This is a genomic window from Streptomyces sp. NPDC085481 (assembly GCF_044541845.1).
GTDB lineage: Bacteria > Actinomycetota > Actinomycetes > Streptomycetales > Streptomycetaceae > Streptomyces.
Map to the genome: position 1 here is coordinate 223,385 of NZ_JBITTJ010000003.1, position 26,578 is coordinate 249,962.

24 protein-coding genes are annotated in these 26,578 nt (G+C 73.3%); 5 read left to right on the forward strand and 19 right to left on the reverse strand.

Annotated elements, in window-relative coordinates:
- Positions 1-89: 89 nt before the first annotated feature.
- Complete coding sequence (locus ACIGEZ_RS09800) at positions 90-1,523, reverse strand: PLP-dependent aminotransferase family protein (RefSeq protein ID WP_399828184.1); 1,434 nt, start codon at positions 1,521-1,523, stop codon at positions 90-92.
- Between ACIGEZ_RS09800 and ACIGEZ_RS09805 the strand changes: the two genes are divergently transcribed.
- Entirely contained in the window at positions 1,522-2,433 is a 912-nt protein-coding gene (locus ACIGEZ_RS09805; RefSeq protein WP_399828186.1) for a DMT family transporter, read from the forward strand. The genes ACIGEZ_RS09800 and ACIGEZ_RS09805 overlap by 2 nt on opposite strands.
- A gap of 147 nt (positions 2,434-2,580) precedes the next feature.
- The gene (locus ACIGEZ_RS09810; RefSeq protein WP_399828188.1) at positions 2,581-2,784 is read left to right on the forward strand and encodes a DUF1918 domain-containing protein; all 204 of its coding nucleotides are present in this window, start codon (positions 2,581-2,583) and stop codon (positions 2,782-2,784) included.
- A gap of 77 nt (positions 2,785-2,861) precedes the next feature.
- Here the strand turns inward: ACIGEZ_RS09810 and ACIGEZ_RS09815 are convergent, their stop codons facing one another.
- Positions 2,862-4,112, reverse strand: a complete 1,251-nt coding sequence (locus tag ACIGEZ_RS09815; RefSeq protein ID WP_399828191.1) for a glycoside hydrolase family 10 protein — start codon at positions 4,110-4,112, stop codon at positions 2,862-2,864.
- 170 nt (positions 4,113-4,282) lie between these two features.
- On the opposite strand from ACIGEZ_RS09815, the gene ACIGEZ_RS09820 reads away from it, so the two are divergent.
- Positions 4,283-5,143 carry a 3-hydroxybutyryl-CoA dehydrogenase gene (locus tag ACIGEZ_RS09820; RefSeq protein WP_399828194.1) on the forward strand — a complete coding sequence of 287 codons (861 nt, stop codon included), beginning with the start codon at positions 4,283-4,285 and terminating at the stop codon, positions 5,141-5,143.
- Between the two features lie 113 nt (positions 5,144-5,256).
- Here ACIGEZ_RS09820 and ACIGEZ_RS09825 read toward each other — a convergent pair whose 3' ends face one another.
- The 10 genes from ACIGEZ_RS09825 to infC all read right to left on the reverse strand — a co-directional run bounded on the left by ACIGEZ_RS09825 (position 5,257) and on the right by infC (position 16,383).
- A complete protein-coding gene (locus tag ACIGEZ_RS09825; RefSeq protein ID WP_399828197.1) occupies positions 5,257-5,787 on the reverse strand; it encodes an NUDIX domain-containing protein in 531 nt (176 codons plus the stop codon).
- A 76-nt stretch (positions 5,788-5,863) separates the two neighbouring features.
- Positions 5,864-7,204, reverse strand: a complete 1,341-nt coding sequence (locus tag ACIGEZ_RS09830; protein WP_399828199.1) for a transcriptional regulator — start codon at positions 7,202-7,204, stop codon at positions 5,864-5,866.
- 267 nt (positions 7,205-7,471) lie between these two features.
- Positions 7,472-8,536 (reverse strand): PP2C family protein-serine/threonine phosphatase, encoded by a 1,065-nt coding sequence (locus ACIGEZ_RS09835; RefSeq protein WP_399828202.1) that lies wholly within the window; start codon positions 8,534-8,536, stop codon positions 7,472-7,474.
- 228 nt (positions 8,537-8,764) lie between these two features.
- Positions 8,765-11,281, reverse strand: a complete 2,517-nt coding sequence (gene pheT, locus ACIGEZ_RS09840) for a phenylalanine--tRNA ligase subunit beta (RefSeq protein ID WP_399828204.1) — start codon at positions 11,279-11,281, stop codon at positions 8,765-8,767.
- The gene (pheS, locus tag ACIGEZ_RS09845; protein ID WP_399828206.1) at positions 11,281-12,408 is read right to left on the reverse strand and encodes a phenylalanine--tRNA ligase subunit alpha; all 1,128 of its coding nucleotides are present in this window, start codon (positions 12,406-12,408) and stop codon (positions 11,281-11,283) included. Before pheS ends, pheT begins: the two co-directional genes overlap by 1 nt.
- A gap of 169 nt (positions 12,409-12,577) precedes the next feature.
- Entirely contained in the window at positions 12,578-13,747 is a 1,170-nt protein-coding gene (locus ACIGEZ_RS09850; RefSeq protein WP_399828209.1) for an ATP-binding protein, read from the reverse strand.
- An 81-nt stretch (positions 13,748-13,828) separates the two neighbouring features.
- Positions 13,829-14,668, reverse strand: coding sequence for a TrmH family RNA methyltransferase (locus tag ACIGEZ_RS09855; protein ID WP_399828212.1), 840 nt, complete (start codon positions 14,666-14,668; stop codon positions 13,829-13,831).
- A gap of 196 nt (positions 14,669-14,864) precedes the next feature.
- Entirely contained in the window at positions 14,865-15,251 is a 387-nt protein-coding gene (gene rplT / locus ACIGEZ_RS09860) for a 50S ribosomal protein L20 (RefSeq protein WP_019884941.1), read from the reverse strand.
- 106 nt (positions 15,252-15,357) lie between these two features.
- Positions 15,358-15,552, reverse strand: a complete 195-nt coding sequence (rpmI, locus tag ACIGEZ_RS09865; RefSeq protein WP_041128339.1) for a 50S ribosomal protein L35 — start codon at positions 15,550-15,552, stop codon at positions 15,358-15,360.
- Between the two features lie 126 nt (positions 15,553-15,678).
- Positions 15,679-16,383, reverse strand: coding sequence for a translation initiation factor IF-3 (gene infC, locus ACIGEZ_RS09870; RefSeq protein WP_399828684.1), 705 nt, complete (start codon positions 16,381-16,383; stop codon positions 15,679-15,681).
- 332 nt (positions 16,384-16,715) lie between these two features.
- Here infC and ACIGEZ_RS09875 point away from each other — a divergent pair, with 332 nt between their 5' ends.
- A complete protein-coding gene (locus tag ACIGEZ_RS09875) occupies positions 16,716-17,084 on the forward strand; it encodes a DUF1844 domain-containing protein (RefSeq protein WP_399828214.1) in 369 nt (122 codons plus the stop codon).
- Between the two features lie 55 nt (positions 17,085-17,139).
- Here ACIGEZ_RS09875 and ACIGEZ_RS09880 read toward each other — a convergent pair whose 3' ends face one another.
- From ACIGEZ_RS09880 to ACIGEZ_RS09890, 3 genes are read right to left on the reverse strand one after another with little or no spacing between them, the layout of a single operon-like run.
- Entirely contained in the window at positions 17,140-17,874 is a 735-nt protein-coding gene (locus ACIGEZ_RS09880) for an SseB family protein (protein WP_399828216.1), read from the reverse strand.
- A gap of 24 nt (positions 17,875-17,898) precedes the next feature.
- On the reverse strand, positions 17,899-19,074 hold the full coding sequence (gene mycP, locus ACIGEZ_RS09885) for a type VII secretion-associated serine protease mycosin (RefSeq protein WP_399828219.1): 1,176 nt from the start codon (positions 19,072-19,074) through the stop codon (positions 17,899-17,901).
- Positions 19,071-20,324 (reverse strand): hypothetical protein, encoded by a 1,254-nt coding sequence (locus ACIGEZ_RS09890; protein ID WP_399828221.1) that lies wholly within the window; start codon positions 20,322-20,324, stop codon positions 19,071-19,073. Before ACIGEZ_RS09890 ends, mycP begins: the two co-directional genes overlap by 4 nt.
- A 114-nt stretch (positions 20,325-20,438) precedes the next feature.
- On the opposite strand from ACIGEZ_RS09890, the gene ACIGEZ_RS09895 reads away from it, so the two are divergent.
- A complete protein-coding gene (locus ACIGEZ_RS09895; RefSeq protein WP_399828223.1) occupies positions 20,439-21,641 on the forward strand; it encodes an amino acid deaminase/aldolase in 1,203 nt (400 codons plus the stop codon).
- A 21-nt stretch (positions 21,642-21,662) separates the two neighbouring features.
- Here ACIGEZ_RS09895 and ACIGEZ_RS09900 read toward each other — a convergent pair whose 3' ends face one another.
- The 4 genes from ACIGEZ_RS09900 to ACIGEZ_RS09915 form a co-directional block, all read right to left on the reverse strand.
- On the reverse strand, positions 21,663-22,910 hold the full coding sequence (locus ACIGEZ_RS09900) for an HAD family hydrolase (RefSeq protein WP_399828225.1): 1,248 nt from the start codon (positions 22,908-22,910) through the stop codon (positions 21,663-21,665).
- 81 nt (positions 22,911-22,991) lie between these two features.
- On the reverse strand, positions 22,992-23,777 hold the full coding sequence (locus tag ACIGEZ_RS09905; RefSeq protein WP_399828227.1) for a 3-oxoacyl-ACP reductase: 786 nt from the start codon (positions 23,775-23,777) through the stop codon (positions 22,992-22,994).
- Between the two features lie 5 nt (positions 23,778-23,782).
- Entirely contained in the window at positions 23,783-25,147 is a 1,365-nt protein-coding gene (locus tag ACIGEZ_RS09910) for an aldehyde dehydrogenase family protein (RefSeq protein ID WP_399828228.1), read from the reverse strand.
- Between the two features lie 8 nt (positions 25,148-25,155).
- The gene (locus ACIGEZ_RS09915; RefSeq protein WP_399828231.1) at positions 25,156-26,520 is read right to left on the reverse strand and encodes a glutamine synthetase family protein; all 1,365 of its coding nucleotides are present in this window, start codon (positions 26,518-26,520) and stop codon (positions 25,156-25,158) included.
- Positions 26,521-26,578: the final 58 nt, after the last annotated feature.

Here is a 26,578-nt window from a genome sequence, read left to right on the forward strand (position 1 = left end):
GCAGGTTGCCAAAGCCGCCGTCCGTTGTCAGGTGAATTTGCCCGGGGCGAAACCGCGGTGGGGGCGAGCGGGCGGGTGGCACCCGGGTCTCAGCGCGCGAGTTCGTCGATGGCGGCACGAAGCCGCCGCACCCCCTCGGCGATCTCCGCGGCCCCCGCGACACCCGCGAAACTCAGCCGGATGTGGCCGGCGGGCGGCTCGGCGCAGAAGTAGGGGCGGCCGGGCGCGACGGCGACGCCGGTGCGCAGGGCGGTCGGGAGCAGGGTCGCCTCGGGGAGGGTCTCGGGCAGCCTGAGCCAGAGGTGGTAACCGCCGGAGGGGATGTGGGGCAGGGCGAGTTCGGGCAGGTGATGGGCGACGGCTCCGGTCATGATGTCGCGGCGGCTCTTCAGCTCCTGGGAGACGGCACGCAGATGGCGGCTCCAGGCGGGGGACCCGACGAGTTCGAGGGCGGCCTCCTGGAGGGGCCGGGGAACGAAGAAGCTGTCGACGACCTGGATGGCCCGCAACCGCTCGAGGACGGGCCCGCGGGCGGCGAGCGCGCCGACGCGCAGGCTGGGCGAGGTCGGCTTGGTCAGCGAGCAGACGTGGACGACGACCCCGTCGGGGTCGTCGGCGGCGAGCGTCGGCGGCAGTGGCCCGGCGTCCTCGTGGACGAGCCGGCGCGCGAAGTCGTCCTCGACGACGAACGCACCGGCCGCCCGGGCGATCCGGACGACGGCGGCGCGGCGCTCCACGCTGAGCGCGGCGCCGGTGGGGTTCTGGAACAGCGGCTGGCAGACGACGACCCGCGCGCCGGTGGCCTGGAAGGCGGCTTCGAGGAGGTCGGGCCGGATTCCGTCGGCGTCGGCGGGGACGGGCACGGGGCGCAGTCCGGCGGCGCGCGCGATGGCGAGCATGCCCGGGTAGGTGGGCGATTCGACGAGGACGGGGGTGCCGGGCGGGGCGAGGGCGCGCAGGGCGGTGGTGATGGCGGGCTGGCCGCCCGCGGTGATGAGGACCTCGGCGGCGGTGACGCCGCCGCCGATCTCGCGGGCGAACCATGCGCGCAGTTCGGGCAGGCCGTCGGTGGGCGGGCGGCCCCAGGCGCCGGGGCGGCGGCCGGCCCGGGCGAGGGCGGCGGCGAGGGCGCGCTCGGGCTGGAGGGAGGGGTGGAGGTAGCCGCCGTTGAACTCGATGACGCCCGGCTGGGGCGGGGACAGGGTGACGAGGACGCCGGAGGCGTCGACGGCCCGGGGGACGAGTTCGGTGGCGGTGTCGGCGCTGAGGGCGAGCTGCTGCCAGGAGGTGTCGCCGACGGTGGGGGCGGTGCGCGGCTCGGCCCGGTAGGCGCCGGAGCCGGGGCGGGTGACGACCAGGCCTTCGGCGGCGAGCTGGGCGAGGGCGCGGGTGACGGTCACCGGGGAGACGTGGTAGCGCTCGACGAGCGCCCGACTCGATGGCAGCTTCTCACCGGGTGAGTAGCGGTTGAGCTCCGCTTTCAGGGATTTCGCCAGTTCGCTGACACTGCTACGCTCATGCATGACAGCACAGAATAGCGCTACTCTCCCGAACACGATAGCGGTCACGCAGCGCGACACCGGTCGCGGAACCCTGCTCGCCGGGCTCGGCGTAGTCGCCTTCTCGCTCACGTTCCCGTCGACCGTCTGGGGCCTGGAGAGCTTCGGCCCGTGGTCGCTGGTCGCCGTCCGCTCGGTGCTCGCGGCGCTGATAGCCGGTGCGTTCCTGCTCGCCGGGCGGGTGCCGCTGCCCGAGCGGCGCCACTGGGCCGGGCTCGCGGTCGTCGCGGGCGGTGTCGTGGTCGGCTTCCCGCTCCTGACCACCCTGGCCCTGCAGACCTCGACCACCTCGCACGCCGCCGTGGTCGTGGGCCTGCTGCCGCTCACCACGGCGACCTTCGCGGCGATCCGTACCGGCCGCCGCCCGTCGCGTACGTTCTGGTTCGCGGCCGTCGCCGGAGCCGTGGTGGTGCTCGTCTTCACGCTCCAGCAGAGCGGCGGGGCGCTCTCGACGGGCGACCTGTATCTGTTCGGGGCGCTCGTCGTGTGCGCCGCCGGATACACCGAGGGCGGCCGGCTGGCCCGGCTGATGCCCGGCTGGCAGGTCGTCGGCTGGGCGCTGGTGCTCTGTCTGCCGCTGATGGTGGTGGGCGCGGCCGTGGCCCTCGCGCACGAGCCGGTGCACCTGACCGCCCACGGTGTCGTCGGTCTGGTCTGGGTGGCGGCCGGGTCCACCTTCTTCGGCCTGTACGTCTGGTACCGGGGCATGGCCGCGATCGGCATCCCGCGGGCGAGCCAGCTCCAGCTCGCGCAGCCGCTGCTCACCCTGTTCTGGTCGGTGACCGTGCTGGGCGAGGAGCTGTCGCCCGCCGCCCCGGTCGCGGCGGGCGCGGTGCTCGTGTGCATCGCGGTGACACAGCGGGCGAAGAGCTGAGGGCCGGGGATCGGGCCTTCGGCCCCGCCCGGGGCCTGGTCCGCGGCCCCGCCCGGCACGTCTCGACGAGACGACCACCGTGACCCAGGTCACAATGGCAGACGTAGACTCCGAATAGGACAAGCCCGGCCGCGAGGAGGTCACCCGATGCGTGCGAGCGTGGGCGACAAACTGCTGGTGCACGGCCGGACCGTCGGTCAGCACGACCGTACGGCCGAGGTCCTTCAGGTACTGGGGGAGAACGGCACTCCCCCGTACCGCGTCAAGTTCGAGGACGACGGCCATGAGGCCCTGATGTCGCCGGGCCCCGACACCGTCGTACGTCACCACCTGGAGGGCGGGGCCGGCTGAGCCCCGGCCCTCCGGCCGCTCCGGCCCTCCCGGCCCTCCCGGCCCTTCCGGCCCTTCCAGCCTTCGGGCGTTTCCGGTCAGCGGCGTCGGCGCGCCCCGCGCGGGGTGTCGTCGGCCAGGACGGCGGTCAGCGCCCCGAGCGGGTCCGCCGCGGCTTCGCGCGCGGCGAAGTAGCAGTGGCCGCCGACCGTCGGATACCTCTTGGCGAGCGCCACATGGCGGGACAGTTCCTGCGGGTCCCGCCAGGCGGCGGGCTGCGCCGGGTCGCCGACCTTGTAGAGCGCCTCGCCCAGGTAGAGCCGTACGCCGGTGCCCCGGACCGTCTCGTCCCACCAGGGCACGAGCTTGGCGTAGTCGGCGGCGGCGAAGCCGATGTTCCAGTAGAGCTGCGGGATCACGTAGTCGATCCAGCGCTTCCTGATCCAGCCGCGGGTGTCGGCGAACTGATCGTCGTAGCTCTGTCCGGCGCGCGTGTCGGAGCCGGCGGGGTCGGTGGCGGCGTTGCGCCAGACACCGAACGGGCTGATCCCGAACGAGACCGAGCGCCGGACCTCCTTGATCCTGGCCGACATCTCGGAGACGAGCAGGTCGGTGTTGTGGCGCCGCCAGTCCGCCCGGCTCCCGAACCCCTGTCCGTAACGCCGGTAGGCGTCGTCGTCGGCGAAGACCTGGCCTGCCACCGGATAGGGGTAGAAGTAGTCGTCCCAGTGCAGGGCGTCGACGTCGTAGCGGCGCACGGCGTCCAGCATGGCGTCCTGGACGAAACGGCGGACCTCGGGGAGCCCCGGGTTGTAGTAGAGCCGCCCAGCGTAGGTCACCGCCCACTCGGGGTGCAGCCGCACCGGGTGGTTCGCGGCGAGGCGCGCCGGGTCGGCGTGGTTGGCGACCCGGTACGGGTTGCACCAGGCGTGCAGCTCCAGGCCGCGGGCGTGCGCCTCGGCGACGGCCGTGCCGAGCGGGTCCCAGCCGGGGTCGCGGCCCTGGACGCCGGTGAGGCACTCGGCCCACGGCTCGTGAGGGGAGGGCCACAGGGCGTCGGCGGAGGGGCGGACCTGGAGGACGACGGCGGTCATGCGGCGCCGTACCGCGAGGTCGAGGAGGGCGACGAGCTCGGCGCGCTGCGCGGCGGCGGTGAGGCCGGGTCGCGAGGGGAAGTCGCGATTGGTGATCGTCGCGATCCACAGGCCCCGGAACTCCCCCTCCCGGCGCCCGCCGTGCCGTACGCCTCCTCCGCTCGCCCCCACCGCCGGCCCCATGCCCGTCGCCCCCGTCCCCATGGCTCCCAGTACCGCCCCTGCCACAAACCCTCTTCTGCCGATCGGCGGCATTTGTCCCCCCTCGCTATCGGATACGTCACAGCTCATCCGAGAGCATGCCCAGTCCAGAACGATCGATCATCCGCTCCGTCGGGAGTAACGTCGTGGGGTCGAGGCGGACGCACCGGAATCACACGGGCCCGCCGCCAGAAAACAGCGAAAGGCACGAGGTGACGGACTCCATGGCCGACATTGAGCGCGTCGGAGTGGTGGGCTGCGGCCAGATGGGCGCGGGCATCGCGGAGGTGTGTGCCCGCAGCGGTCTCGAGGTGAAGGTCGCCGAGACCACCGGCGAGGCGCTGGAGATCGGCCGCACGCGGCTCTACAACTCGCTTACCAAGGCCGCCGAACGCGGCAAGATCAGCGAGGAGGAGCGCGACGCCACGCTGGCGCGGCTCAGCTTCACCACCGACCTGGGCGAGTTCGCCGACCGCGACCTCGTGATCGAGGCGGTCGTGGAGAACGAGCAGGTCAAGACCGAGATCTTCCAGGTGCTCGACCAGGTGATGACCCGGCCCGACGCCATCCTGGCCTCGAACACCTCCTCCATCCCGCTGGTGAAGCTGGCCGTGGCGACCTCCCGCCCCGACAACGTCATCGGCATCCACTTCTTCAACCCGGCGCCGGTGCAGAAGCTCGTCGAGCTGATCCCCGCCCTCACCACCTCCGAGGGCACGATCAGCCGGGCGCAGCTGTTCGCCGAGAAGACCCTCGGCAAGCACGCGATCCGCGCCCAGGACCGCTCGGGCTTCGTGGTCAACGCGCTGCTCGTGCCGTACCTGCTCTCCGCGATCCGGATGTTCGAGTCGGGCATCGCGAGCCGCGAGGACATCGACAACGGCATGGAGTTCGGCTGCGCCCACCCGATGGGGCCGCTGAAGCTCTCCGACCTGATCGGCCTGGACACGATCGCCTCGATCGCCGACTCGATGTACGCCGAGTACAAGGAGCCGCTGTACGCCGCGCCCCCGCTGCTGCAGCGGATGGTCGACGCGGGCCGCCTCGGCCGCAAGACGGGCTCGGGCTTCTACCCGTACGCCTGAGGCACGCACCACAGACCGCCCCGGACGGCCCGTACACCGCACAGGTACGGGCCGTCCGGCGCGTCCACAGGTCTACGGGCCCCCGGGTCCGCGGATCGGCTCGGCCGGCCCGGTCAGCCGAGCCGCAGGTGGTGCAGCATCAGCAGCCCCGCGGCCATGTTGGCGGCCGGGACCTCACCCCTGGTGATCATGTCGGGGACGAGTTTGAGCGGGACCCACTCCAGGCGCGAGGACTCGAAGGCGTCCTGGGGCGGCCCGGTGTAGGTGGCCTGCTCGCTCCAGAAGAGGTGGTGGCGGGCGTCGGTGAGGCCGTTGGACGGCTCCACGGTGAGCAGCGGGCGCAGCGGCCCGGGGCGCCAGCCGGTCTCCTCCTCCATCTCGCGGGCGGCGGCGGCCTCGATCGCCTCGCCGTCCTCGACGACGCCGGCGGCGAGCTCCCAGCCCCAGCTGTCGGTGATGAAGCGGTGGCGCCAGAGCAGCAGGACCTCGTCGGCGTCGTTCACGGCGGTCGCGGCGGCGACCGGGCGGAGCCGGATCAGATAGTGGTCGAGGTGACGGCCGTCGGGGAGTTCGACGTCCGCGAGGTTCACCCGGAACCAGCGGTTCTCATAGACGGGGTGTTCGCTTAATTTCGTCCACTGCACGTTTCTGCCACCTTCCGACTGGTCGGTGATTACTTGGTGGCAATATCGCAGCAGGGATCGGGTCGCAAGGAAAAGCTCACAGGGGTACGCGGAGCGCACCGTCGATGAGCTCGGCCGCCTCCCGCGCATCCCCTCCCCCACAGGCGAGCAGATGCTCCCGCACGAGCCGGAGCCGGTCCCGCAGCCGCTGGGACTCCATGCCGCGCGCCCGCTCCGTCATCTCGACCGCCGTGCGCGCCGCCCGGTCGGTCTCCCCCTGGCGCAGCTCGATCTGGCACAGCATGGCCAGCCGGTGCACCCGCCCCCGGTCGTGCGCCGGTGTCCCGACGGCCGCCGCCGCATGCTCGTGGGCCGCCGTCAGATCACCCAGACTGAGCAGCGCCTCCGCGACCTGCACGTTGACCAGGCCGGGCTGGACGTAGCCCGTCTCGGCGGGCTCGTGGCCCGGGCTGATCCGCGCGGCCTCCGCCTCCGCCCGCAGGACACAGGCCAGCGCCGCGGCCCGGTCGCCGAGATGCGCGTACGCCTTCGCCTGCATGGCCGTCAGATCGGCGGCGAGCGCGGGCGTGATCTCCCGCCCGGCCGAGCGCAGCGCGGCCTCGGCGAACGCCACCGCCTGCCGGAACTCCCCCATGAACAGCGACTGGTTGACGAGCAGCGCGACGACATAGGCGCCGAGCCCCCGGTCGCCGCTGGCCTTCGCGAGCCGCAGCGCCTGGTGGAAGTAGCGCTGGGCGAGCCCCTGGGCGTCGGAGTCGTACGCGCAGATCCCGGCCACCGCGACCAGACCGCCGGTCGCCCGGTGCAGCCGGCGGCCCAGCGCGTCACCGTAGGCGCCGCGCAGCAGCGGCGCGGTCTCGGCGTTGAGGAAGCCGACGATCCGGGAACGCGTGGCCATGCCGCCGGCCTTGCGGTACATCTGCTCGTAGTGCGCCCGGGCCGCGCTGAGCATGACGACGTCGGCCGCGGAGACACAGGTGCGGCCGTCGCGGGAGACGTCGACGTCCTCCGGCGGGTTCTCCCACTCCCACACCGGCATCACCGCCGGGGTGCCGGTGACCGCCTGGGCGCCCCGTATGTGCGGGCGCTGCTGCGCGTCGGAGCGCCACAGGGCGGTGGCCCGCTCGACGAAGCCGGAGAGCGGGGAGCCGGGCGCGGGCAGTCCGGCGCCGGGCACGCCGAGGCCGATGTCGTCGAGGGTGACGGCGCGGTGCAGCCGTCCGGCGAGCACCTCGCAGATCAGGTCGGGGACCTGGCCGCGCGGCCGCTGGCCCTTCAGCCACCGTGCCACGGCGGTGTGTTCGTAGCGCAGGGCGAGGCCCCGGGCCCGGCCGGCCTGGTTCACGCGCGAGGCGAGGCCGGCGTTCGAGACGCCCGCTTCGTCGAGCAGGGCGTCGAGGAGGGTGTTGGGCTGCATGGGACCGCTCCGTTGGTTCGGTGCGCTCAGACTAGTGAAGGGCGGTTTCGCACGGGGTGTGAACGAAGTGCGTGTTCTTCCCTTCCGCGTGCGCTGTCGAAGTCACCCCGGTACGGGTTGACTTGGCTCCCTCGCCGTCAAGGCGAAGACCGGGCCGCCGGCTCCCCCTCGTACAGTGCGGCCGCCCGGTGTGCGCCGTCCGCGCTGTTGATCTGCCCGACACTCCGTGGCAGCGCGGGCGGCGCCGGCCACCTGACCCTGTCCCATCTAATGAGGGGAGGGCGCGGGCCGGGTACGGCGCAGCCCGGGTTCGGCGGGCTGCGCCGGTACCCGCACCCGGTCGTTGCGTACGACGAGCAGGGCGACGTCGTCGGTGAGCCGGCCGCCGGTGTGGCGCAGCAGAGCGGTGTGGACCCGGCGGACGAGCGCGGCCGGGGTCTCGCGGGCCGCCGCCGCGAGGACGGCGTCGAGCGGGAAGAACCGGCCCCGGTGGTCGCGGGCCTCCTCCGCACCGTCCGTGTAGAGCACCAGCGTCTCGCCGGGCAGAAGCCGGGCCGCCGGGTACGGCACGAGGTCGGCGGGCAGCGGGAAGGCGCCGAGCGGCGGCAGCGGGTCGCCGACGGGCACGGCCTCCACACGGCGGCCGAGGCGGTACGGACCGGGGTGGCCGCAGTCGAGCACGTACATCTGGCCGTCGGCCCGGATCTCCAGAAGCAGCAGCGTCACGAACTCCTCCGCCGCCGGATGCTCCGGCGCCCGCCCGGCCCGGGCCGGATGCTCCTCGCGGGCCCGCTCGCACAGATGCCGCCCGAGCGCGCGGTCCAACCGGCGCAGCACACCGCCGAGTTCGGGCTCGTCGTGGGCGGCCTCCCGGAAACTGCCGAGGACGGCGACCACCGCACCGAGGGCCGCGAGCCCGTGCCCCCGAACGTCCCCGATCACGATCCGCACCCCGTACGGCGTCCCCACCGCCTCGTACAGATCCCCGCCGACGACGGCGCCCCGTGACGCGGACAGCTGCCCCGCGGCCACCGCGAGCCCTTCGAGCCGCGCCGGCGGCGGCCTCAGCAGCACCTGCTGCGTGGCATCGGCCACGGCCCGCACCCGCGCCAACTCCCGCATGAGCCCCCGCCGCACACCGAGCACGAGCCCGGCGCCGACGGTGAGGAAGACGACGCTGGTGGCGACCCGCATCGGCAGCCCCGGCTGCCGCGCGAGCGGACACCACACCCGCCACGCGACGGCGACGGCCCCCCACACGGCCGGAGCCACCAGCGGACCCGTCCGCCGGAGCCGGGAGCCTTCGGCACCCCATGACCTGTCACGGAACATCCACGGCCCTTCCCGAGGCCCGCCAGCGCCCGAAGACCCTGCGGCACACAGGCCCGCCCCTGTGACCGCGTCGATTCTCCCGACGGACGGGGACACGGGGGAACATCCACCGGAGATCCCACCCGAACGAGTGAGTAACCCCGTACGGGAGTACGGCGCTCCCGGGCTACGCGAAAGGGGCCCGCCCCGGGTTCGTCACCCGGGACAGGGCCCCTCTCATGCTGCCGCTCAGGCGCCGCGCAGCACGGCTCCCGTGTGCTCCGACGCCAGGGCGACCGCGGCGTCGCGGGCCGTGGTGGCCTCGTCGACGGTCAGCGTGCGGTCGGGGGCGCGGAACTTCAGGGCGTAGGCGAGGGACTTCTTGCCCTCGTCGATCTGGTCGCCGGTGTAGACGTCGAACAGCCGGATGGACTCCAGGAGTTCACCCGCGCCGGCGGCCAGGTACCGCTCCACCGTCGCCGACGGGACGTTCTTGTCGACGACCAGCGCCACGTCCTGGGTGGCGACCGGGAAGGAGGAGATGCGGGGGGCCTTCAGCGGGCCCTCGCATCCCTGCTCCAGGACGTCCAGGTCCAGCTCCATCGCGCAGGTGCGGGCCGGCAGGCCCAGCGCCTTGACGACGCGCGGGTGGAGCTCGCCGCCGTGGCCGGCGAGGGTCTTGACCCCGTCGATCACCACGTGGAACGCGGCGCACCGGCCCGGGTGCCACGGCGCGTGCTGGTCGGCCTCGATCAGCAGCTCGACACCGGACTCCGCGGCCACCGCCCGGGCGGCCTGGATGGCGTCCGCCCAGTCGGACGGGCGGCCCTTGCCCCACCAGCCGGCCTGCTCGCGCGCCCCGGCGAGGACGACGGCGGCGCGGCGCGGCTGCGCGGGCAGCGCGGCGTTGACGCGGGCGACCTCCTCGTCACCAGGGCGCCGGTCGACGGGCAGGCGGACGGCGACGCCCGGCTGCCCCTCGGCCGGCCGGAAGACCAGACCCGTCTCGAACAGGGCCAGATCGTGGCTGCCGCGCCCGTCGTTGCGGCGCAGCGCACCGAGCAGGCCCGGCAGCAGCGTCGTACGGAGCGCGGGCTCCTCGTCGGAGAGCGGGTTGACCAGCTTGACGACCCGGCGCCGGGCGTCGTCCGCGTCGAGGCCGAGCTGGTCGAAGACCTGCTCGCCGATGAACGGGTAGTTCAGCGCCTCGACGTAACCCGCGCCGGCCAGCGCGCGGCCCACCCGGCGGTGGGTGCGCTGGCGCTCGGTGAGGCCGCGGCCGGCGGGAGGCTTGGGCAGCGTGGAGGGCAGGTTCTCGTAGCCCTCGAGCCGGATGACCTCCTCGGCGAGGTCGTTCGGCTCGTTGAGGTCGGGGCGCCACGAGGGCACGGTGACCACGAGCTCGTCCTGGCCGTAGACGTCGCAGCCGATCTCCTGGAGGCGGCGGACGACGGTCTCGCGGCCGTAGTCGACGCCCGCGACCTGGTCCGGGTGGTTGGCCGGCATGGCGATCGTCCGGGGCGCGGAGGGGGCGATGACCTCGGTCACGCCCGCCTCGGCGGTGCCGCCCGCGAGGAGCACGAGCAGGTCGACCGTGCGCTGCGCGGCCGCCGCGGCGGCCAGCGGGTCGACGCCGCGCTCGAAGCGCTTGGACGCCTCGGAGGACAGCTTGTGGCGGCGGGCCGTGCGCGCGATCGAGATCGCGTCGAAGTGCGCGGCCTCGATGACGACCTCGGTCGTCGCACCGGCGAGATCCGCGTGATCGGCGATCTCGGTGTTGGCACCGCCCATGACGCCCGCGATGCCGATGGGGCCGCGGTTGTCGGTGATCACCAGGTCCGCGGCGTCCAGGACGCGCGCGGTGCCGTCGAGGGTGGTGATCTTCTCGCCGGCCTCGGCGCGGCGGACCCCGATGGGGCCGTCGAGCCGGGTGCGGTCGTAGGCGTGCAGCGGCTGGCCGAGCTCCAGCATCACGTAGTTGGTGACGTCCACCGCGAGCGAGATCGGGCGCATGCCGGCCTTCTGGAGGCGGCGCTGCAGCCAGATCGGGGAGCGGGCCTCGGGGTGGAGGCCGACGACGGTGCGGGCCGTGAAGCGGTCGCAGCCGATCGGGTCGGCGATCTGCACCGGGTAGCCGTACGAGTTCGGCGCGGGCACGTCGAGCAGCGCCGGGTCGCGCAGCGGCAGGCCGTAGGCGATGGCGAGCTCGCGGGCGACACCGCGCATCGACAGGCAGTAGCCGCGGTCCGGGGTGACGGCGATGTCGAGGACCTCGTCGTACAGCTCGAGCAGCACGGTGGCGTCGATGCCGGCCTCGTGCTCCGGCGGCAGCACGATGATGCCGTGCGAGCCGTCGTCGCCCATGCCGAGCTCGCCGCCCGAGCAGATCATGCCGCGGGAGACCCGGCCGTACGTCTTGCGCTCGGCGATCCGGAAGTCGCCGGGCAGCACGGCGCCGGGCAGCGCCACGACGACCTTGTCGCCCTCGGCGAAGTTCCGGGCGCCGCAGATGATCTCCTGCGGCTCGCCCGTGCCGTTGGCCTGGCCGACGTCGACGGTGCAGAAGCGGATCGGCTTCTTGAACTCCGTCAGCTCCTCGATGGTGAGGACCTTGCCGACCACCAGCGGGCCGGTCAGGCCGGCGCCGAGCTGCTCGACGGTCTCGACCTCGAGCCCTGCCGAAATGAGCTTGGCCTGCACGTCACGGCCGGTCTCCGTCGCCGGCAGGTCGACGTACTCCCGCAGCCAGGAAAGCGGGACCCGCATCAGATCTCCATCCCGAACGGCCGGGTGAACCGGACGTCACCCTCGACCATGTCTCGCATGTCTTCGACGTTGTGGCGGAACATCAGCATCCGCTCGATGCCGAACCCGAAGGCGAATCCGCTGTACTTCTCCGGGTCGACGCCGCAGGCGATGAGCACCTTGGGGTTGACCATGCCGCAGCCGCCCAGCTCGATCCAGCCCTCGCTGCCGCAGGTGCGGCAGGGCCGGTCGGGGTTGCCGACGGACTCGCCGCGGCAGACGTAGCAGAGCATGTCCATCTCGGCGGACGGCTCGGTGAAGGGGAAGAAGTTCGGGCGGAGCCGGGTCTTCATGTCCGGGCCGAAGAGCGCCTGGACCATGTGGTCCAGGGTGCCCTTGAGGTCGGCCATGGTCAGGCCCTCGTCGACGGCCAGCAGCTCGATCTGGTGGAAGACCGGGGTGTGCGTGGCGTCGAGCTCGTCGGTGCGGTAGACGCGGCCGGGGCACACCACGTATACCGGAGGCTCCCGGTCGATGAGGGTGCGGGCCTGGACCGGCGAGGTGTGGGTGCGCAGCACGACGCCGGACTCGTCGCCCGTGGTCCCCTCGGGGCCCTGGACGAAGAAGGTGTCCTGCATCTGCCGGGCCGGGTGGTCCGGCACGAAGTTGAGGGCGTCGAAGTTGAACCACTCGGCCTCGACCTCGGGGCCTTCGGCGACCTCGTAGCCCATGGAGACGAACACGTCGGAGACGCGCTCCATGAGGGTGGTCAGCGGGTGGCGGGCACCCGCCGGGACGCGGTCGTACGGCAGGGTGACGTCGACGGCCTCCTCGACGAGGACGCGGGCGTCGCGCTCGGCCTCCAGCTCGGTCTGGCGGGCCGCCAGCGCCTTGGAGACGACTCCGCGGGCCTGGCCCACGAGCTTGCCGGCCGCGGCCTTGGCCTGCGGGGGCAGGGCGCCGATCTCCCGGTTGGCGAGCGCCAGCGGCGAGGTGCCGCCGGTGTGCGCGGTCTTCGCGTGGGCGAGCGCGTCGAGGTCGCCTGCGGCCGCGAAGGCGGCGAGCGCCTCGTCCCGCATGCGCTCGATCTCTTCCGGTTTCAAGGCCTCGACCTCGACCGGGTCGTACGACTTATTGGGTGCCGACATCTCTTCCCGTGCTTCCGTTGGCTTGGCTGGGCGCCCCGAGCTCGACGTCAAGGGCGCAAACGTGCCAAAGGACGAGTCTAACGGGGTGCGGGGACGCGAATGAGCCCGTGGGCGGCCCGGGCGGCTCCTGATCTCGTACGGTCTCGCCTGGTGAGACCGGCGAAGGGGCTCAGAGGAGGTGGGCCGGGGTGCCGACGGGCAGGATAAATCGGAACTCGGCCCCGCCGCAGGGACCGCGTCCGACGGTGATCGTGCCGCCGTGGGCCTCGACGACGCCCTTGACGATGTAGAGGCCGAGTCCGGTGCCGCCGCGCTTGCTGCCCCGCCAGAAGCGGGTGAAGACACGGCCCATCGACTCCTCGGGGATGCCGGGGCCCTCGTCGCTCACGGTGACCTCCGTCCCCTTCTCTCCGTCGGTGGTGCACGTGGTGGGTGCCACCTCGATCGTGACGGTTCCCTCGCCGTGACGCACCGCATTTTCCAGGAGGTTGCCGAGGATCTGGTCGATCTTGTCGGGGTCGGCCCACAGCTCGGGCAGGTCGGGGCGGACCCGGACGAAGAAGCGGTCCGGGGACTGTCCGCCGGTGGTGTGGGCCTGGATGTGACGGCCGACGGCGGCGGCGATGTCAACGGGCTGGCGGCGCACCTCGAGGCGGCCGGAGTCGATCCGGGAGATGTCGAGGAGCTCGGCGATGAGCCGCTTGATGCGGCCCGCGTCGGCGTCGACGGTCTCCAGCATCAACCGCTTCTGGTCGTCGGTGAACCGCTCCCACTTGTCGAGGAGGGTGGCGGTGAAGCCCTTGACGGACGTGAGCGGCGAGCGGAGCTCGTGCGCGACGGTGGCGATGAGCTCGGCGTGGCTGCGCTCGGTGCGGCGGCGGGCCTCGGTGCCGCGCAGGGAGACGACGACCCGCTGGACGGGGCCGGTGGGGTGGGCGCGGACGTAGCGGGCGGAGACGAGGACCTCGCGGCCGCCGGGGAGCAGCAGGTTGCGCTCGGGCTGGCCGCGGCGGGTGGCGAGGCCGCCGTAGGGGTCGGTGAGGGTCCACCAGCGGCGGCCCTTGAGGTCTTCGAGGGGCAGCGCCTGGTCGAGGGGGCGGCCGATGGCCTCGGCGCCGGACAGGGCGGTGATGCGGCTCGCGGCGGCGTTGAAGCAGACGATCCGGCCGGTCGCGTCGGCGACGACGAGACCGTCGGGCAGGTCGTCGGGGTCGATGCCGAGTCCGGCGGCGCCCTCGGGGGCGCCGGGCGTCGCGGCGGGTTTCAGCGCGGGCGTGGGTGGCGTGCCGTGCGGCGCGGTGCTCCGTGCCTGTGCGGGACTGCCCGTGCCGACCGTCATCCCCGTAATCCCACCCCTCCGTGTACCGCAGTGGGCCCCGAGTGCGTCACCCTACTAGGCGAGGCGGGTTCGGTGGAGTCCTCAGGCGGTGGTTCGGGTGCGCTGGGCGCGCGCGGAGGCGTACAGGCACACGGCGGCGGCGGTCGCGAGGTTGAGGCTCTCGGCCTTGCCGTGGATCGGGACGCGGACGACGGCGTCGGCGAGCGCCCTGGTCTCCTCGGGCAGCCCCCAGGCCTCGTTGCCGAAGACCCAGGCGGTGGGGCCGCCCATGGTGCCGGCGTCGAGCTCGTCGTCGAGGTCGTCCTCGCCGGCCCCGTCGGCGGCCAGGATGCGTACGCCGGCGCTCTTCAGGCCCGCTACGGCCTGCTCGACCGGTACGCCGACGGCGACCGGGAGGTGGAAGAGGGAGCCGACGGAGGCGCGTACGGACTTGGGGTTGTACAGGTCGACGGACGCGTCGGTGAGGATCACCGCGTCGGCGCCGGCGGCGTCGGCGCAGCGCAGCACGGTGCCGGCGTTCCCGGGGTCGCGTACGTGGGCGAGGACGGCGACCAGCTTGGGCCGGGCGGCGATGATCTCGTCGAAGGGCGAGTCGAGGAAGCGGCAGACGCCGACGAGGCCCTGCGGGGTGACGGTCTGGGAGACCTCGGCGAGCACGGCGTCGGAGGCGTGGTGGACGCGGGCGCCGGCGGCGCGGGCGGCGTCGACGATCGGGGCGTAGCGCTCGGCTGCCTCGACGGTGGTGAAGAGCTCGACGAGGGTGGGGTCACCGGTGCTGCCGCGGTGCTCGACGGCCTCGCGGACGGCCTGCGGGCCCTCGGCGATGAAGAGGCGGTCCTTGCCCCGGAAGTTGCGCTTGGCGAGCCGGCGGGCGGCGATGACACGCGGCGAACGCGGGGAGATCAGCTCGGGGGTGGACATGTGCCTGCGGCTCTCTGACTCGGCTCGGGGGGCGACGGCGAAGGGACGACGGCCCGGGGGCGACGGCGAAGGGACGACGCCCGGGGGCGACGGCGAAGGGACGACGCCCGGGGGCGGCGGCGAAAGGGCGGTCAACGCGCCGGACCCGCAGGCGCGAGGCCTGCGGGTCCGGGCAGAAGACGTGCGACCTGGAAGATCAGGCGGCGGCCTTCGGGGCGTTGACGTCGGCCGGGAGGGCCTTCTGCGCGACCTCGACCAGCGCGGCGAACGCGTTGGCGTCGTTGACGGCCAGCTCGGCGAGGATCTTGCGGTCCACCTCGATGTTGGCGGCCTTCAGACCCTGGATGAGGCGGTTGTACGTCATGCCGTTCAGGCGGGCAGCGGCGTTGATGCGCTGGATCCACAGCTGACGGAAGTCGCCCTTGCGCTTCTTGCGGTCGTTGTAGTTGTAGACCAGCGAGTGGGTGACCTGCTCCTTGGCCTTGCGGTACAGGCGCGAACGCTGACCGCGGTAGCCGGAGGCCTGCTCGAGGATCGCCCGGCGCTTCTTGTGGGCGTTGACTGCCCGCTTGACGCGTGCCACTTCTTAACTCCTTGTAGCGGGGTCGTGGTGGTCCTCACACGACCCGGAAATCGGATGGGTCCCGGTCTCGACCGGAAGCCCTCGTCGCCGAGGGCGGGAGATCAGATCAGATGCCCAGCATCTTCTTGATCTTGGCGGAGTCACCCGGGGCCATCTCGGCGTTGCCGGTGAGGCGACGCGTCAGCTTGGACGACTTGTGCTCGAGCAGGTGGCGCTTGCCGGCGCGCTCGCGCAGGATCTTGCCGGAGCCGGTGACCTTGAAGCGCTTCTTGGCACCGGAGTGCGTCTTGTTCTTCGGCATAGCGCCGTTATCTCCTCGTCAGTGGCGCTCCCCCGGTGCGGGCACCGGACAACCGGGAGCGTCAATTCTTCGTTTGAGTGGTTCCGGGCGGAACCCTGGGGCCGCCGGAGCGGCAGCCCCGCGGGATCACGCCTCGGCGTTCTCGGCCGACGTGTCGGCCGAAGCCTGCTCCTCGGCCGGGGCCTCCTCGGCGGCGGGCGCCTCGGACGAACCGCCCTGGCGCTCGGCCTTGCGCGCGGCCTGGGCCTCACGGGCCTCGGCCATGGCCTCGGTCTTCTTCTTGTGCGGACCCAGAACCATGATCATGTTCCGGCCGTCCTGCTTCGGGTTGGACTCGATGAAGCCAAGCTCCTGAACGTCCTCCGCGAGGCGCTGCAGCAGCCGGTAGCCGAGCTCGGGTCGGGACTGCTCACGACCACGGAACATGATCGTGATCTTGACCTTGTCGCCCTGCTTGAGGAACCGGACGACGTGACCCTTCTTGGTGTCGTAGTCGTGCGGGTCGATCTTCGGCCGGAGCTTCATCTCCTTGATGACCGTGTGCGCCTGGTTCTTGCGCGCCTCACGGGCCTTCATGGCCGACTCGTACTTGAACTTCCCGTAGTCCATGAGCTTGCACACGGGCGGGCGGGCGTTCGCCGCGACCTCGACCAGGTCGAGGTCGTACTCCTGCGCGAGCTCCAGGGCCTTGGCAAGCGGCACAATGCCGACCTGCTCGCCACTGGGGCCGACAAGACGCACCTCGGGAACGCGAATCCGCTCGTTGATGCGGGGCTCGGCGCTGATGGATCCTCCTCGGTAGCACCACGCGACCGCCTGGCGGACGGACACGTACACGGTAGAACTGTCGAGACCAACCGAACCGGCGCAAGAAAAACGCCCCGGACGGGACACAGGCGGGGCTCCACGGAAAACCGGAGCACCGCCGCGGTCAACCGCGGGGCGCGCATCGGACGGCTCCATCGTCCGTACGGAACGATGGTCACCATCTGACCGGTGACCCGCCGCCCGTGAGGACGGCCAGGTGGGAAGTCGGAGCCTCCACTTGTGGGCCGGGCACGTAGGTGTCCGGCCGGTCGTTACACAAGGTTAGCAGGACCCGTCCGCATACGCGAACGGGGACGGGGCGACGGGCGGGTGTCCGGTCCGCTTATCGTGTGGGCATGAGCGAGACGCCCCAGAACGAGTCCACTGACTCCCCCGACTTCGAAGCCATGACCCGCGACATCGCCGAGGTCCCCGCAGTCGAGGTGATCGTCACGGTCGCCGTCAACCTGATGAGCGCCGCCGCGGTGAAGCTCGGGCTCACCGAGGAGGGCGAGGAGCACAAGGACCTGGACGAGGCCCGCAAGCTGATCCACGCGCTCGCCGGGCTGATGGACGCCGGCGCGACGGAGATCTCCTCCTTCCACGCGGCGCCGCTGCGGGACGGCCTGAAGTCCCTGCAGCTGGCCTTCCGCGAGGCCTCGATCATCCCCGACGAGCCGGGCCAGGGCCCGGGCGAGAAGTACACCGGGCCGGTGTACGGCTAGGGTCCGCGGTTCATCCCCACCACGCCCGGGACACCCCCAAGGGGGGTCCCGGGCGTCAGTTCTTCACGTAGAAGGGCTCGCCGGGCGGCGTCGCCGAGGCGGGCAGGAGTGCCAGGTCGAGGCCGCGCACCAGGCGGGCCCGCAGGGTCTCGTCGGCGGCCAGGCCGCGGGCGACGCGCTGGGCGGCCTCCGCGGGGGCGGCGCCCTCCGCGAGCACCAGGGCCAGGGTGCCGTCGGCGGTGCCGGGTCCCAGGTGGGCACGGACGACCGCGGGCTCGGCGGCGACCGCGGCCCGCACCGCGTCCCGCACCGCCGGGTCGTCGAGCGGGTCGGTGCTGCTGCGGCCCTCGGCGAGGGCGAGCAGCGCGGAGCCGGTCACCTGGTACGGCACCGGGCCCGCGAGGTCGAGGACCAGGGTGTCGGCCTTCTCGTGCGCGAGGGCCGCGAGCGCCTGGTGCAGGGGCACGGCGACGGGCCGGGCGGCGGGGTCCCAGCGGGCCAGCGAGGCGATCGAGGTGAACGCGGGCAGGGCGCGCCGGTCGCCGGCCGTCAGCGTGGGCACGGCCATGTCGCTGGTCTTCTCCTGGCGTAGCCCCGTCTCGGGGTCCACCTCGACCTCGCCGAGGACGGCGACGACGGGTACGAGCAGCCGGGCGTCCTTGAGGGCCGCCAGGACCGGGCCGTGGGCGGTCCGGTCCTCCGCCCAGGCCGCCAGGGCCGCGGCGAGCCGCGGGTCGGCGGTGCCGTCGTCTTCGGAGAAACCGGGGTCGGGGATGTTCTTGAGCGCCACCCCACGAGCCTAACCGCAGGCCGGTCAGCGGCTGCGGCTGCCCCGCCACAGGGCGACGGCCGCGGCCAGCAGCAGCACGCCGACGCCGCCGGCGAGGGGCGCGAGCAGGCCGATGGGGCGGGACTCCTCGGGGGCGGCCTGCGGGCCCGGGCCGAAGTAGCGGGCGGTGTAGCCGGCGACGGCGGCCTTGGGGTCGGCGGCCTCGAGGCGGCGTCCGGCCTTGATCGCGGCGGCGGGGTCGACCGTGCCGTAGCCCTTGTCGTCGCTGCGGCCGCCGTCGGGGCGGTTGCGGGCGGTGTCGATGAGGAGCCGCTTGACCTGGGCGGGGGTCAGACCGGGGTGGGCGGCGCGGACGAGGGCGACGCCGCCGGAGACGAACGCGGCGGCGGCGCTGGTGCCCCAGCCCTCGTAGTAGCGGCGGTCGGGGTCGGCGATGACGATGTCGTCGCCGGGGGCGCTGACGGTGGCGTACCAGCGGCTGGTGGAGAAGGAGGCATGGGTGCCGTAGCGGTCGACGGCGGTGACCGCGATGACGCCGGGGTAGGCCGCGGGGTAGGAGATGTGGTCGCCCTTCTCGCCGCCGTTGCCGGCGGAGGCGACGACGGAGACGCCCTTGGCGAGGGCGTACTGGACGGCGGCGTCCTCGCCGGCGTCGGGGTGGGCGGACTCGGAGTCGTCGCCGAGGGAGAGGTTGATGACGTCGGCGCCGTGGTCGGCGGCCCAGCGGATGCCCTCGGCGAGGGCGGTGCCGCGGGTCTTGCGGGCCTTGTCGCGGGCCTTGTCGGTGCCTTCGAGGATGACCCGCACGGGCAGGATCTTGACCTTCGGGGCGATGCCGAGGACGCCGTCCTGACCGTCGGGGCCGTGGCCGTGCCCGGCGATGATGCCGGCCATGGCGGTGCCGTGCCGGGCCCATGCGCGGTCGCCGCGGGAGGCGCCGAAGCCGACGAGGTCGGTGCCGGTGAGGACCGAGCCCTCGAGGTCGGGGTGGGTGGCGTCGACGCCGGTGTCGAGGACGGCGACGGTGACGCCCTCGCCGCGGGTGGTCTCCCAGGCGGTGGCGGTGTGCATGGCGTTCAGGCCCCACTGGCGGGCGCGGATGGTGTCGGCGTACGCGGGTGTGGTCGTCGCGGGGAGGACGGCGAAGGCGGCGGCGAGCAGGGCGGCTGCCGTGGCACGGCGCCGGTCGTGGCGGGTCACCGCTCGTCCTCCTCGAGGGTGGCGGTGAGGGTGCCGCGCAGGGTGCGTTCGACGGCCTCGCCGACGCCCTTGGCCTCGTGGCCGAGGCCCGCCTGGGCGACGGCGGTGGTGCGCTTGGCGGTCATGGCGCGCTCGGCGGGCTCCGGTTCGGCGATGGCGCGGCCGTCGGCGAAGCCGGACACGGAGGTGACGACGACCGGGAGGTCCGGCAGCACGTGCTGCCACCAGCTGGCCCGCTGCGGGTCGCCGAAGCGGGCGGCGACGGTGCCGGGGGCGGAGAGCGCGGGCGGCAGGTCCTCGCCGCCGCGGGAGCCGAGGGTGCGCATGGCGGCGGGGTCGGCCTGGGTGAAGACCAGGGCGACGGTGGTGACGTGGGAGGACGTGGCGTCGGTGTAGGTCGCGCGCAGCACCCGGTCGCAGCCGACCGTATGCAGCGCGGCGTTCAGCCCCTTGGGCAGGGCGGCGGCGGTGCAGGGCGCGTCCGGGGCGACGACGATCCGCGTCCAGGTACGGGTCGCGCCCCCGGGCCCCGCCGACGGGCCGGGCAGGGTGCGCGGGAAGAGGGCGTCCACGGGGGCGTCGTGCCAGAGCGCCCCGGCCTCGGCGTAACCCGGCGGCTCGTCGGGCTCGCCCGCACCGCTGCCGGCGAGCAGCGCCCCGGTGAGAGCCCCGCCGATGAGCCCGAGCCCGAGCACGCCACAGCCGACGACGGCCAGGACCCTGGCGGGGTTCCGGTCCTGGACGGGCCGCAGACGCGTGGTCGTCTCGGCGGGCGTCTCCTCGGGCAGGGCCGCCCAGCGATCGACGCCGGACGGGCGCGGGGACGCGACGGGCGGGAGGGGCGCGGCGGCGGGGAGGGCCGGGCCGGGCCGGGCGGGGGCGGGGCGCGTCTCACGGGCGGGGCGGGGGTCACGTGCGGGCGCGGCCTCGCGGCCAGGCGCGGGGCCGGCGTCGCGGGCAGGCGCGGGCCGGGGGTCGCGGACAGGCGCGGGGCGGGGGTCACGTGCGGGCGCGGCCTCGCGGCCAGGCGCGGGGCCGGCGTCGCGGGCAGGCGCGGGCCGGGCGTCGCGGACAGGCGCGGGGCGGGGGTCACGTGCGGGCGCGGCCTCGCGGATGGGCCGGAGACGGGTGGTGGTCTCGACGGCGGGCATCGGCTGGGCGGCGGGCAGCGGCTGTGCGGCGGCGGGGCGGTCCGGGGGGAGGAGTGCGTCGGTGATTCGGGACGTGGAGTGCTGCGACTCGGTGCTCATCCCCGTCCCCCTGGTCGATCTGGCAAAGCAATGGCCGCCACTCTACGGGCTGTTCCCCGTGGTGCGGGAACCCAGGGGCTACCCACGCGTAAACCTCTCTGGCAAGCTCGGGCCATGACTCCCCGTGCCGCCGACCGTGCCCGGTACGACCGGGCCACCGCCCACCTCGACGCGCCCGTCGCCATCGTCGATCTGGAGGCCTTCGACGCCAACGCCGACGATCTCGTGCGCAGGGCCGGCGGCAAGCCGGTCCGGGTGGCCAGCAAGTCGGTGCGCTGCCGTGCCCTGCTCGAGCGGGTGCTTGCGCGGGGCGGGTTCGCCGGGATCATGTCGTTCACGCTGGACGAGTCGCTGTGGCTGGCCAGGGCCGGGTTCGAGGACGTGCTGCTCGCCTACCCGTCCGCCGACCGGACCGGGTTCGGCGAGCTGGCGGGCGACGCGAAGCTGGCGGCCGCGGTGACCGTGATGGTCGACGACGTGGCCCAGCTCGATCTGATCGACGCCGCACGGGCCGGCGGGACCGAGGAGATCCGGGTCTGCCTGGAGCTGGACACCTCGCTCCGGCTGCTCGGCGGCCGGGTACGGGTCGGAGCGCTGCGCTCGCCGCTGCGGGAGCCGGCCCAGCTGGCCGAGCTCGCCCGCTCGGTGGTGCGCAGGCCCGGTTTCCGGCTCGTCGGCCTCATGGCGTACGAGGGTCACGTGGCGGGTGTCGGGGACGCGGTGGCCGGCCGGCCGCTGCGCTCCCGGGCGGTCCGGCTGATGCAGTCCGCGGCCCGCAAGGAGCTGGCGGCCCGCCGGGCGGCGGTGGTCCGGGCGGTGCGGGCGGTGGCGCCGGATCTCGAGTTCGTCAACGGCGGCGGCACGGGCAGTGTGCAGCACACGGCCGCCGAGGACGCGGTGACGGAGATAGCCGCGGGCTCGGGGCTCTACGTGCCGCGGCTCTTCGACAACTACACGTCCTTCTCCGGCCGCCCGGCGGCGCTGTTCGCCCAGCCGGTGGTGCGCCGCCCCGGCGTGGGCGTGGTGACGGTGCTCGGCGGCGGCTACCCCGCCTCGGGCGCCCCGGGCCCGGACCGGCTGCCGGTCCCGTACCTCCCGGAGGGCCTGCGCTACGACCCGCAGGAGGGTCCGGGCGAGGTGCAGACCCCGCTGCTCGGCTCGCCGGCCGATGACCTGCGGATCGGCGACAAGGTCTGGTTCCGGCACGCGAAGGCCGGCGAGCTGTGCGAGCGGTTCGACACCCTGCACCTGGTGGAGGGCGACCGGGTCACGGCCGCCGTCCCGACCTACCGGGGCGAGGGCCGGACCTTCCTCTGAGATCCGTCCCGGACCCGCGCCCTAGAAGACCGAGTCCGCCTGGTCCGGTACGACGCTGCCGTCGGGGCGGCGAACCGGCTGGGCGCTGCCGTCGGGGGCCGTGTAGCCGGTGGTGGCGCAGGGGTAGGTGCCGGGCTTCTGCTTCTTCGGCTCGATGAACATGGGGTTGACGATCCAGCGGCCGTCGCCGTTGTCGTAGGCGCGGCACATCAGCTCGTTCTTGTTGCGGTTGAGGACGAGCCGCAGGCCGGTGGCGTCGCGGAGGAAGGAGACGTCCGTGTCGGAGTCACCGGCGGCGAACACCTGGCGGCGGCCGGCGGGCTGGACGCGTTCGGCGGCGGGGCCGCGGACGCCGAAGATCTCCTGGTTGATCCAGCAGCGTTTGCCGTCGACGTAGGTGATCATCCGGTCCTCGCCGTCCCGGACGGAGCCGCAGCCCTTCAGGTGGGCGGTGAGGCGGCCGTGCTCGGTGGTGTTGCGGATGCCGACGGCGTGGGAGGGCGCGACGCCGGCACCCGCGGCCCAGACGTCGACGACGGGCTCGGGTGACGCGGAGACGATCCAGACGTCGAAGCCGGCGCCCTTCAGGGCGCGGATCAGGTCGCGCTGCTGCGGGTAGTACCGGGCCCAGCCGGTGACCTGCGAGGTGCCGACCTGCTGGGTGGCGCCCTGCGGGGCGGCGAGGTTCTCGGCGCGGGCGGCTCGGGCGAAGGACCGGACCTGGCCGGTGGTCCAGCCCCGCAGGAGCTGGGCGAGCCAGGCGTACTGCGGTTCCATGCGGCGGTGGTCGTAGCCGGCGAAGGCGGCCTTGCCGCCGGTCGTGGCGCCCTTGCCGTACACGGAGAGGAGCTCGTCGGCGCAGCGCGCGTCGGTGGCGGTGGGCAGGGTGCGGACGGCGGCGGGGCAGGCGGCGGCGAGGGCGTCGGCGGCCTCGGGGGTGAGGTAGCGGCTGGTGGTGGCCCAGTCGCCGTGCCGCGGGGGCCTGATGCGGTCGTTGCGCAGCAGCCAGAAGAACGTGGCGTCGCCCACGTCGTTCTTGATGACGGTGTTGTCCCAGTCGAAGACGGCGACCGGCTTGCGGCCCCTGTCCTGGCAGTGGTCGGCCATCAGGCGCTCGATGCGCGCCTTGTTGTCGCCGTACCAGCCGTCGGAGACGGTGAGGACGGGGCACTCGGCGGGCCCGGCCCCGGCCGCCTCGGCGGGCAGGAGTCCGGTGGCGGCGAGGACGAGGGCGGCCGCGGCGGCGAAGGTGCGGAGCCTGTTGTTCATGATCACTCTCCTGTCTGTACGCAGAACAGCCGGGCGCCTTGCGACGCCCGGCTGTCGGGGGGGTGGAGGCGGGGTGAACGCTTAGAGCGGGGTCACGTACGCGCCGGAGATGCCGCCGTCGACGAGGAAGTCGGTGGCGTTGATGAACGAGGAGTCGTCGCTGGCGAGGAACGCGACCGCGGCGGCGATCTCCTCGGCCTCGGCGAACCGGCCGACGGGGATGTGCACCAGGCGGCGCGCGGCGCGCTCGGGGTCCTTGGCGAACAGCTCCTGAAGGAGCGGGGTGTTGACCGGACCCGGGCAGAGCGCGTTGACGCGGATGCCCTCGCGGGCGAACTGGACGCCGAGTTCGCGGGACATGGCGAGCACGCCGCCCTTGGAGGCGGTGTACGAGATCTGGCTGGTGGCCGCGCCCATGATGGCGACGAAGGACGCGGTGTTGATGATGGAGCCCTTGCCCTGGCGCCGCATGTACGGCAGGGCTGCCTTGCAGCACAGGTAGACGGAGGTCAGGTTGACGTCCTGGACGCGCTTCCAGGCCTCCAGGCCGGTCTCCAGGATGGAGTCGTCGTCGGGGGGCGAGATGCCGGCGTTGTTGAAGGCGATGTCGACGGAGCCGTAGGTCTCGAAGGCGGTGCGGAAGAGCGCCTCGACCTCCTCCGGGTCGGTGACGTCGACCTTGACGAAGGTGCCGCCGACCTCCTCGGCGGCGGCCTTGCCGGCCCGCTCGTCGATGTCGCCGCAGACCACGTTGGCGCCCTCGGAGGCGAGGCGGCGCGCGGTGGCGAGGCCGATGCCGCTGCCGGCGCCGGTGATGACGGCGGTGCGGCCGGCGAGGCGGCGGCAGATGATGTCGGTGTCGGTCATGGTGCTCAGGCCTCCGTGCTGATGAAGACGTTCTTGGTTTCGGTGAAGGCGGTCAGGGCGTCGGGGCCCAGCTCACGGCCGAGGCCGGACTGGCCGAAGCCGCCGAACGGGGTCCAGTAGCGGACGCTGGAGTGGGAGTTGACGGAGAGGTTGCCGGCCCGGACGGCGCGCGAGGCGCGCAGGGCGCGGCCGACGTCGCGGGTCCAGAGGGAGCCTGCCAGGCCGTACGGGGTGGCGTTGGCGAGCCGGATCGCGTCGGCCTCGTCCTCGAACGGCAGGACGACGGCGACCGGGCCGAAGACCTCCTCGACGGCGCAGGGCGCGTCCTCGGCGACACCCGTGAGGAGGGTGGGCGGGAACCAGAAGCCGGGGCCTTCGGGGGCCTTGCCGCGGATGGCGTCAGCGTTCTCGGCGGCATCGGTGACGTACGAGCGGACCCGGTCGAGCTGGGCGCGGGAGATGAGCGGGCCCATCTGGGTGCGCTCGTCGAGGGGGTCGCCGACGACGATCTCCTCGATCCGGGGGGCGAGGAGCTCCAGGAAGCGGTCGTACACCTCGCGCTGGACGAGGATGCGGGTGCGGGCGCAGCAGTCCTGGCCGCTGTTGTCGAGGAAGGCCATCGGGGCGGCGGCCGCCGCGGCGTCGAGGTCGGCGTCGGCGAAGACGATGTTGGGGCTCTTGCCGCCGAGTTCGAGGGTGACGCGCTTCACCTGGTCCGCGGCCTTGGCCATGATCTGCTTGCCGACCCGGGTGGAGCCGGTGAACACGATCTTGGCGATGCCGGGGTGCTCGACGAGCGCGTTCCCGGCCACCGGGCCCTCGCCGGGCAGGACCTGGAAGAGCCCTTCGGGAAGCCCTGCCTCCAGCGCGAGTTCGGCGAGGCGCAGCGCGGTGAGCGGGGTGGTCTCGGCGGGCTTGAGGATGACGGCGTTGCCGGCGGCGAGGGCGGGGGCGGTGGCCCAGCCGGCGATCGGCATGGGGAAGTTCCAGGGCGCGATGACGCCGACGACCCCGAGGGGTTCGAGGATCGTGATGTCGAGGCCGCCGGGGACGGGGATCTGGCGGCCGTTGAGGCGTTCCGCTCCCCCGGCCGCGTAGTCGAGCAGGTCGCGGACGTTCCCGGCCTCCCAGCGGGCGTTGCCGATGGTGTGTCCGGCCTCGCGGACCTCGAGGAGGGCCAGTTCCTCGACGTGGGCGTCGACGACGGCGGCGAAGCGGCGGAGCACCCGGGCCCGGTCGGCGGGCGCGGCGGCGGCCCAGGAGCGCTGGGCCGCGGCGGCCCGTACGACGGCGGTGTCGACGTCCTCGCGGGTGGCGGCGGGGACGGTGGCGACGACCTCCTCGGTCGCCGGGTTCAGTACCTGGAGCAAGTCTTTCCTCACATGCGTTCGAAGGAGCGGCGCAGTTCCCAGTCGGTGACGGCGGCGTCGTACGCGTCGAGTTCGACGCGGGCCATGTTGCGGTAGTGGGCGACGACCTCGGGGCCGAAGGCGGCCTTGGCGATCTCGCTGTTCTCCCAGAGCTCGGCGGCCTCGCGCAGGGTGGTGGGGACGTGCTCGTAGCCGGCGGTGTACGCGTTGCCGGTACAGGCGGGCGGGAGTTCGAGGCCCTGTTCGATGCCGTACAGGCCGGCGGCGACGAGTCCGGCGACGGCGAGGTACGGGTTGACGTCGCCGCCCGGGAGGCGGTTCTCGAAGCGGGTGGAGCGGCCGTGGCCGACGACCCGCAGGGCGCAGGTGCGGTTGTCGTGGCCCCAGGCGACGGCGGTGGGGGCGAAGGAGCCGGGCTGGAACCGCTTGTAGGAGTTGATGTTCGGTGCGTAGAGGAGCGAGAAGTCCCTGAGGGCGGCGAGCTGTCCGGCGAGGAAGTGCCGCATGACGTCGGACATGCCGTCCGGGCCGCCGCCGGCCATCACGTTGACGCCCTCGGCGTCCTGGAGCGAGAGGTGGATGTGGCAGGAGTTGCCCTCGCGCTCGTTGTACTTCGCCATGAAGGTGAGCGAGCAGCCCTCCTGGGCGGCGATCTCCTTGGCGCCGGTCTTGTAGACGGCGTGCTGGTCGCAGGTGACCAGGGCCTCGTCGTACTTGAAGGCGATCTCGTGCTGGCCGGGGTTGCACTCGCCCTTGGCGGACTCGACGGTGAGTCCGGCGGCCGCCATCTCGTTGCGGATGCGGCGCAGGAGCGGCTCGATCCGCCCGGTCCCGAGCACCGAGTAGTCGATGTTGTACTGGTTGGCCGGGGTCAGCCCCCGGTAGTTCGCGTCCCAGGCCTGCTCGTAGGTGTCCTTGAAGACGATGAACTCCAGCTCCGTGCCGACGTGGGCGGTGAAGCCGTGGGCGGCGAGCCGGTCGAGCTGGCGGCGCAGGATCTGGCGGGGCGCGGCGACGACCGGGCTCCGGTCGTTCCAGGCGAGGTCGGCCATGACCATCGCGGTGGCCTCGTTCCAGGGCACGCGGCGCAGGGTGGAGAGGTCGGGGTGCATGGCGAAGTCGCCGTAGCCGCGGTCCCAGGAGGACATCTCGTAGCCGTCGACGGTGTTCATCTCGGTGTCGACGGCCAGAAGATAGTTGCAGCCCTCCGTGCCGTGGTCGAGGACCTCGTCCAGGAAGAACGGTGCGGCGAACCGCTTGCCCTGGAGCCGTCCCTGCATGTCGGGGAAGGCCAGGACGACGGTGTCGATCTCGCCGCTCGCGACGAGTGCTTTGAGCTCGTCCACGGCGAGCGGGGGTTTGCGGTCTGCCACGGGATTACTCCTCCTTCGGCCTGCCGGAAGCCATAAGGTATTGCTCAGGACCATTGCT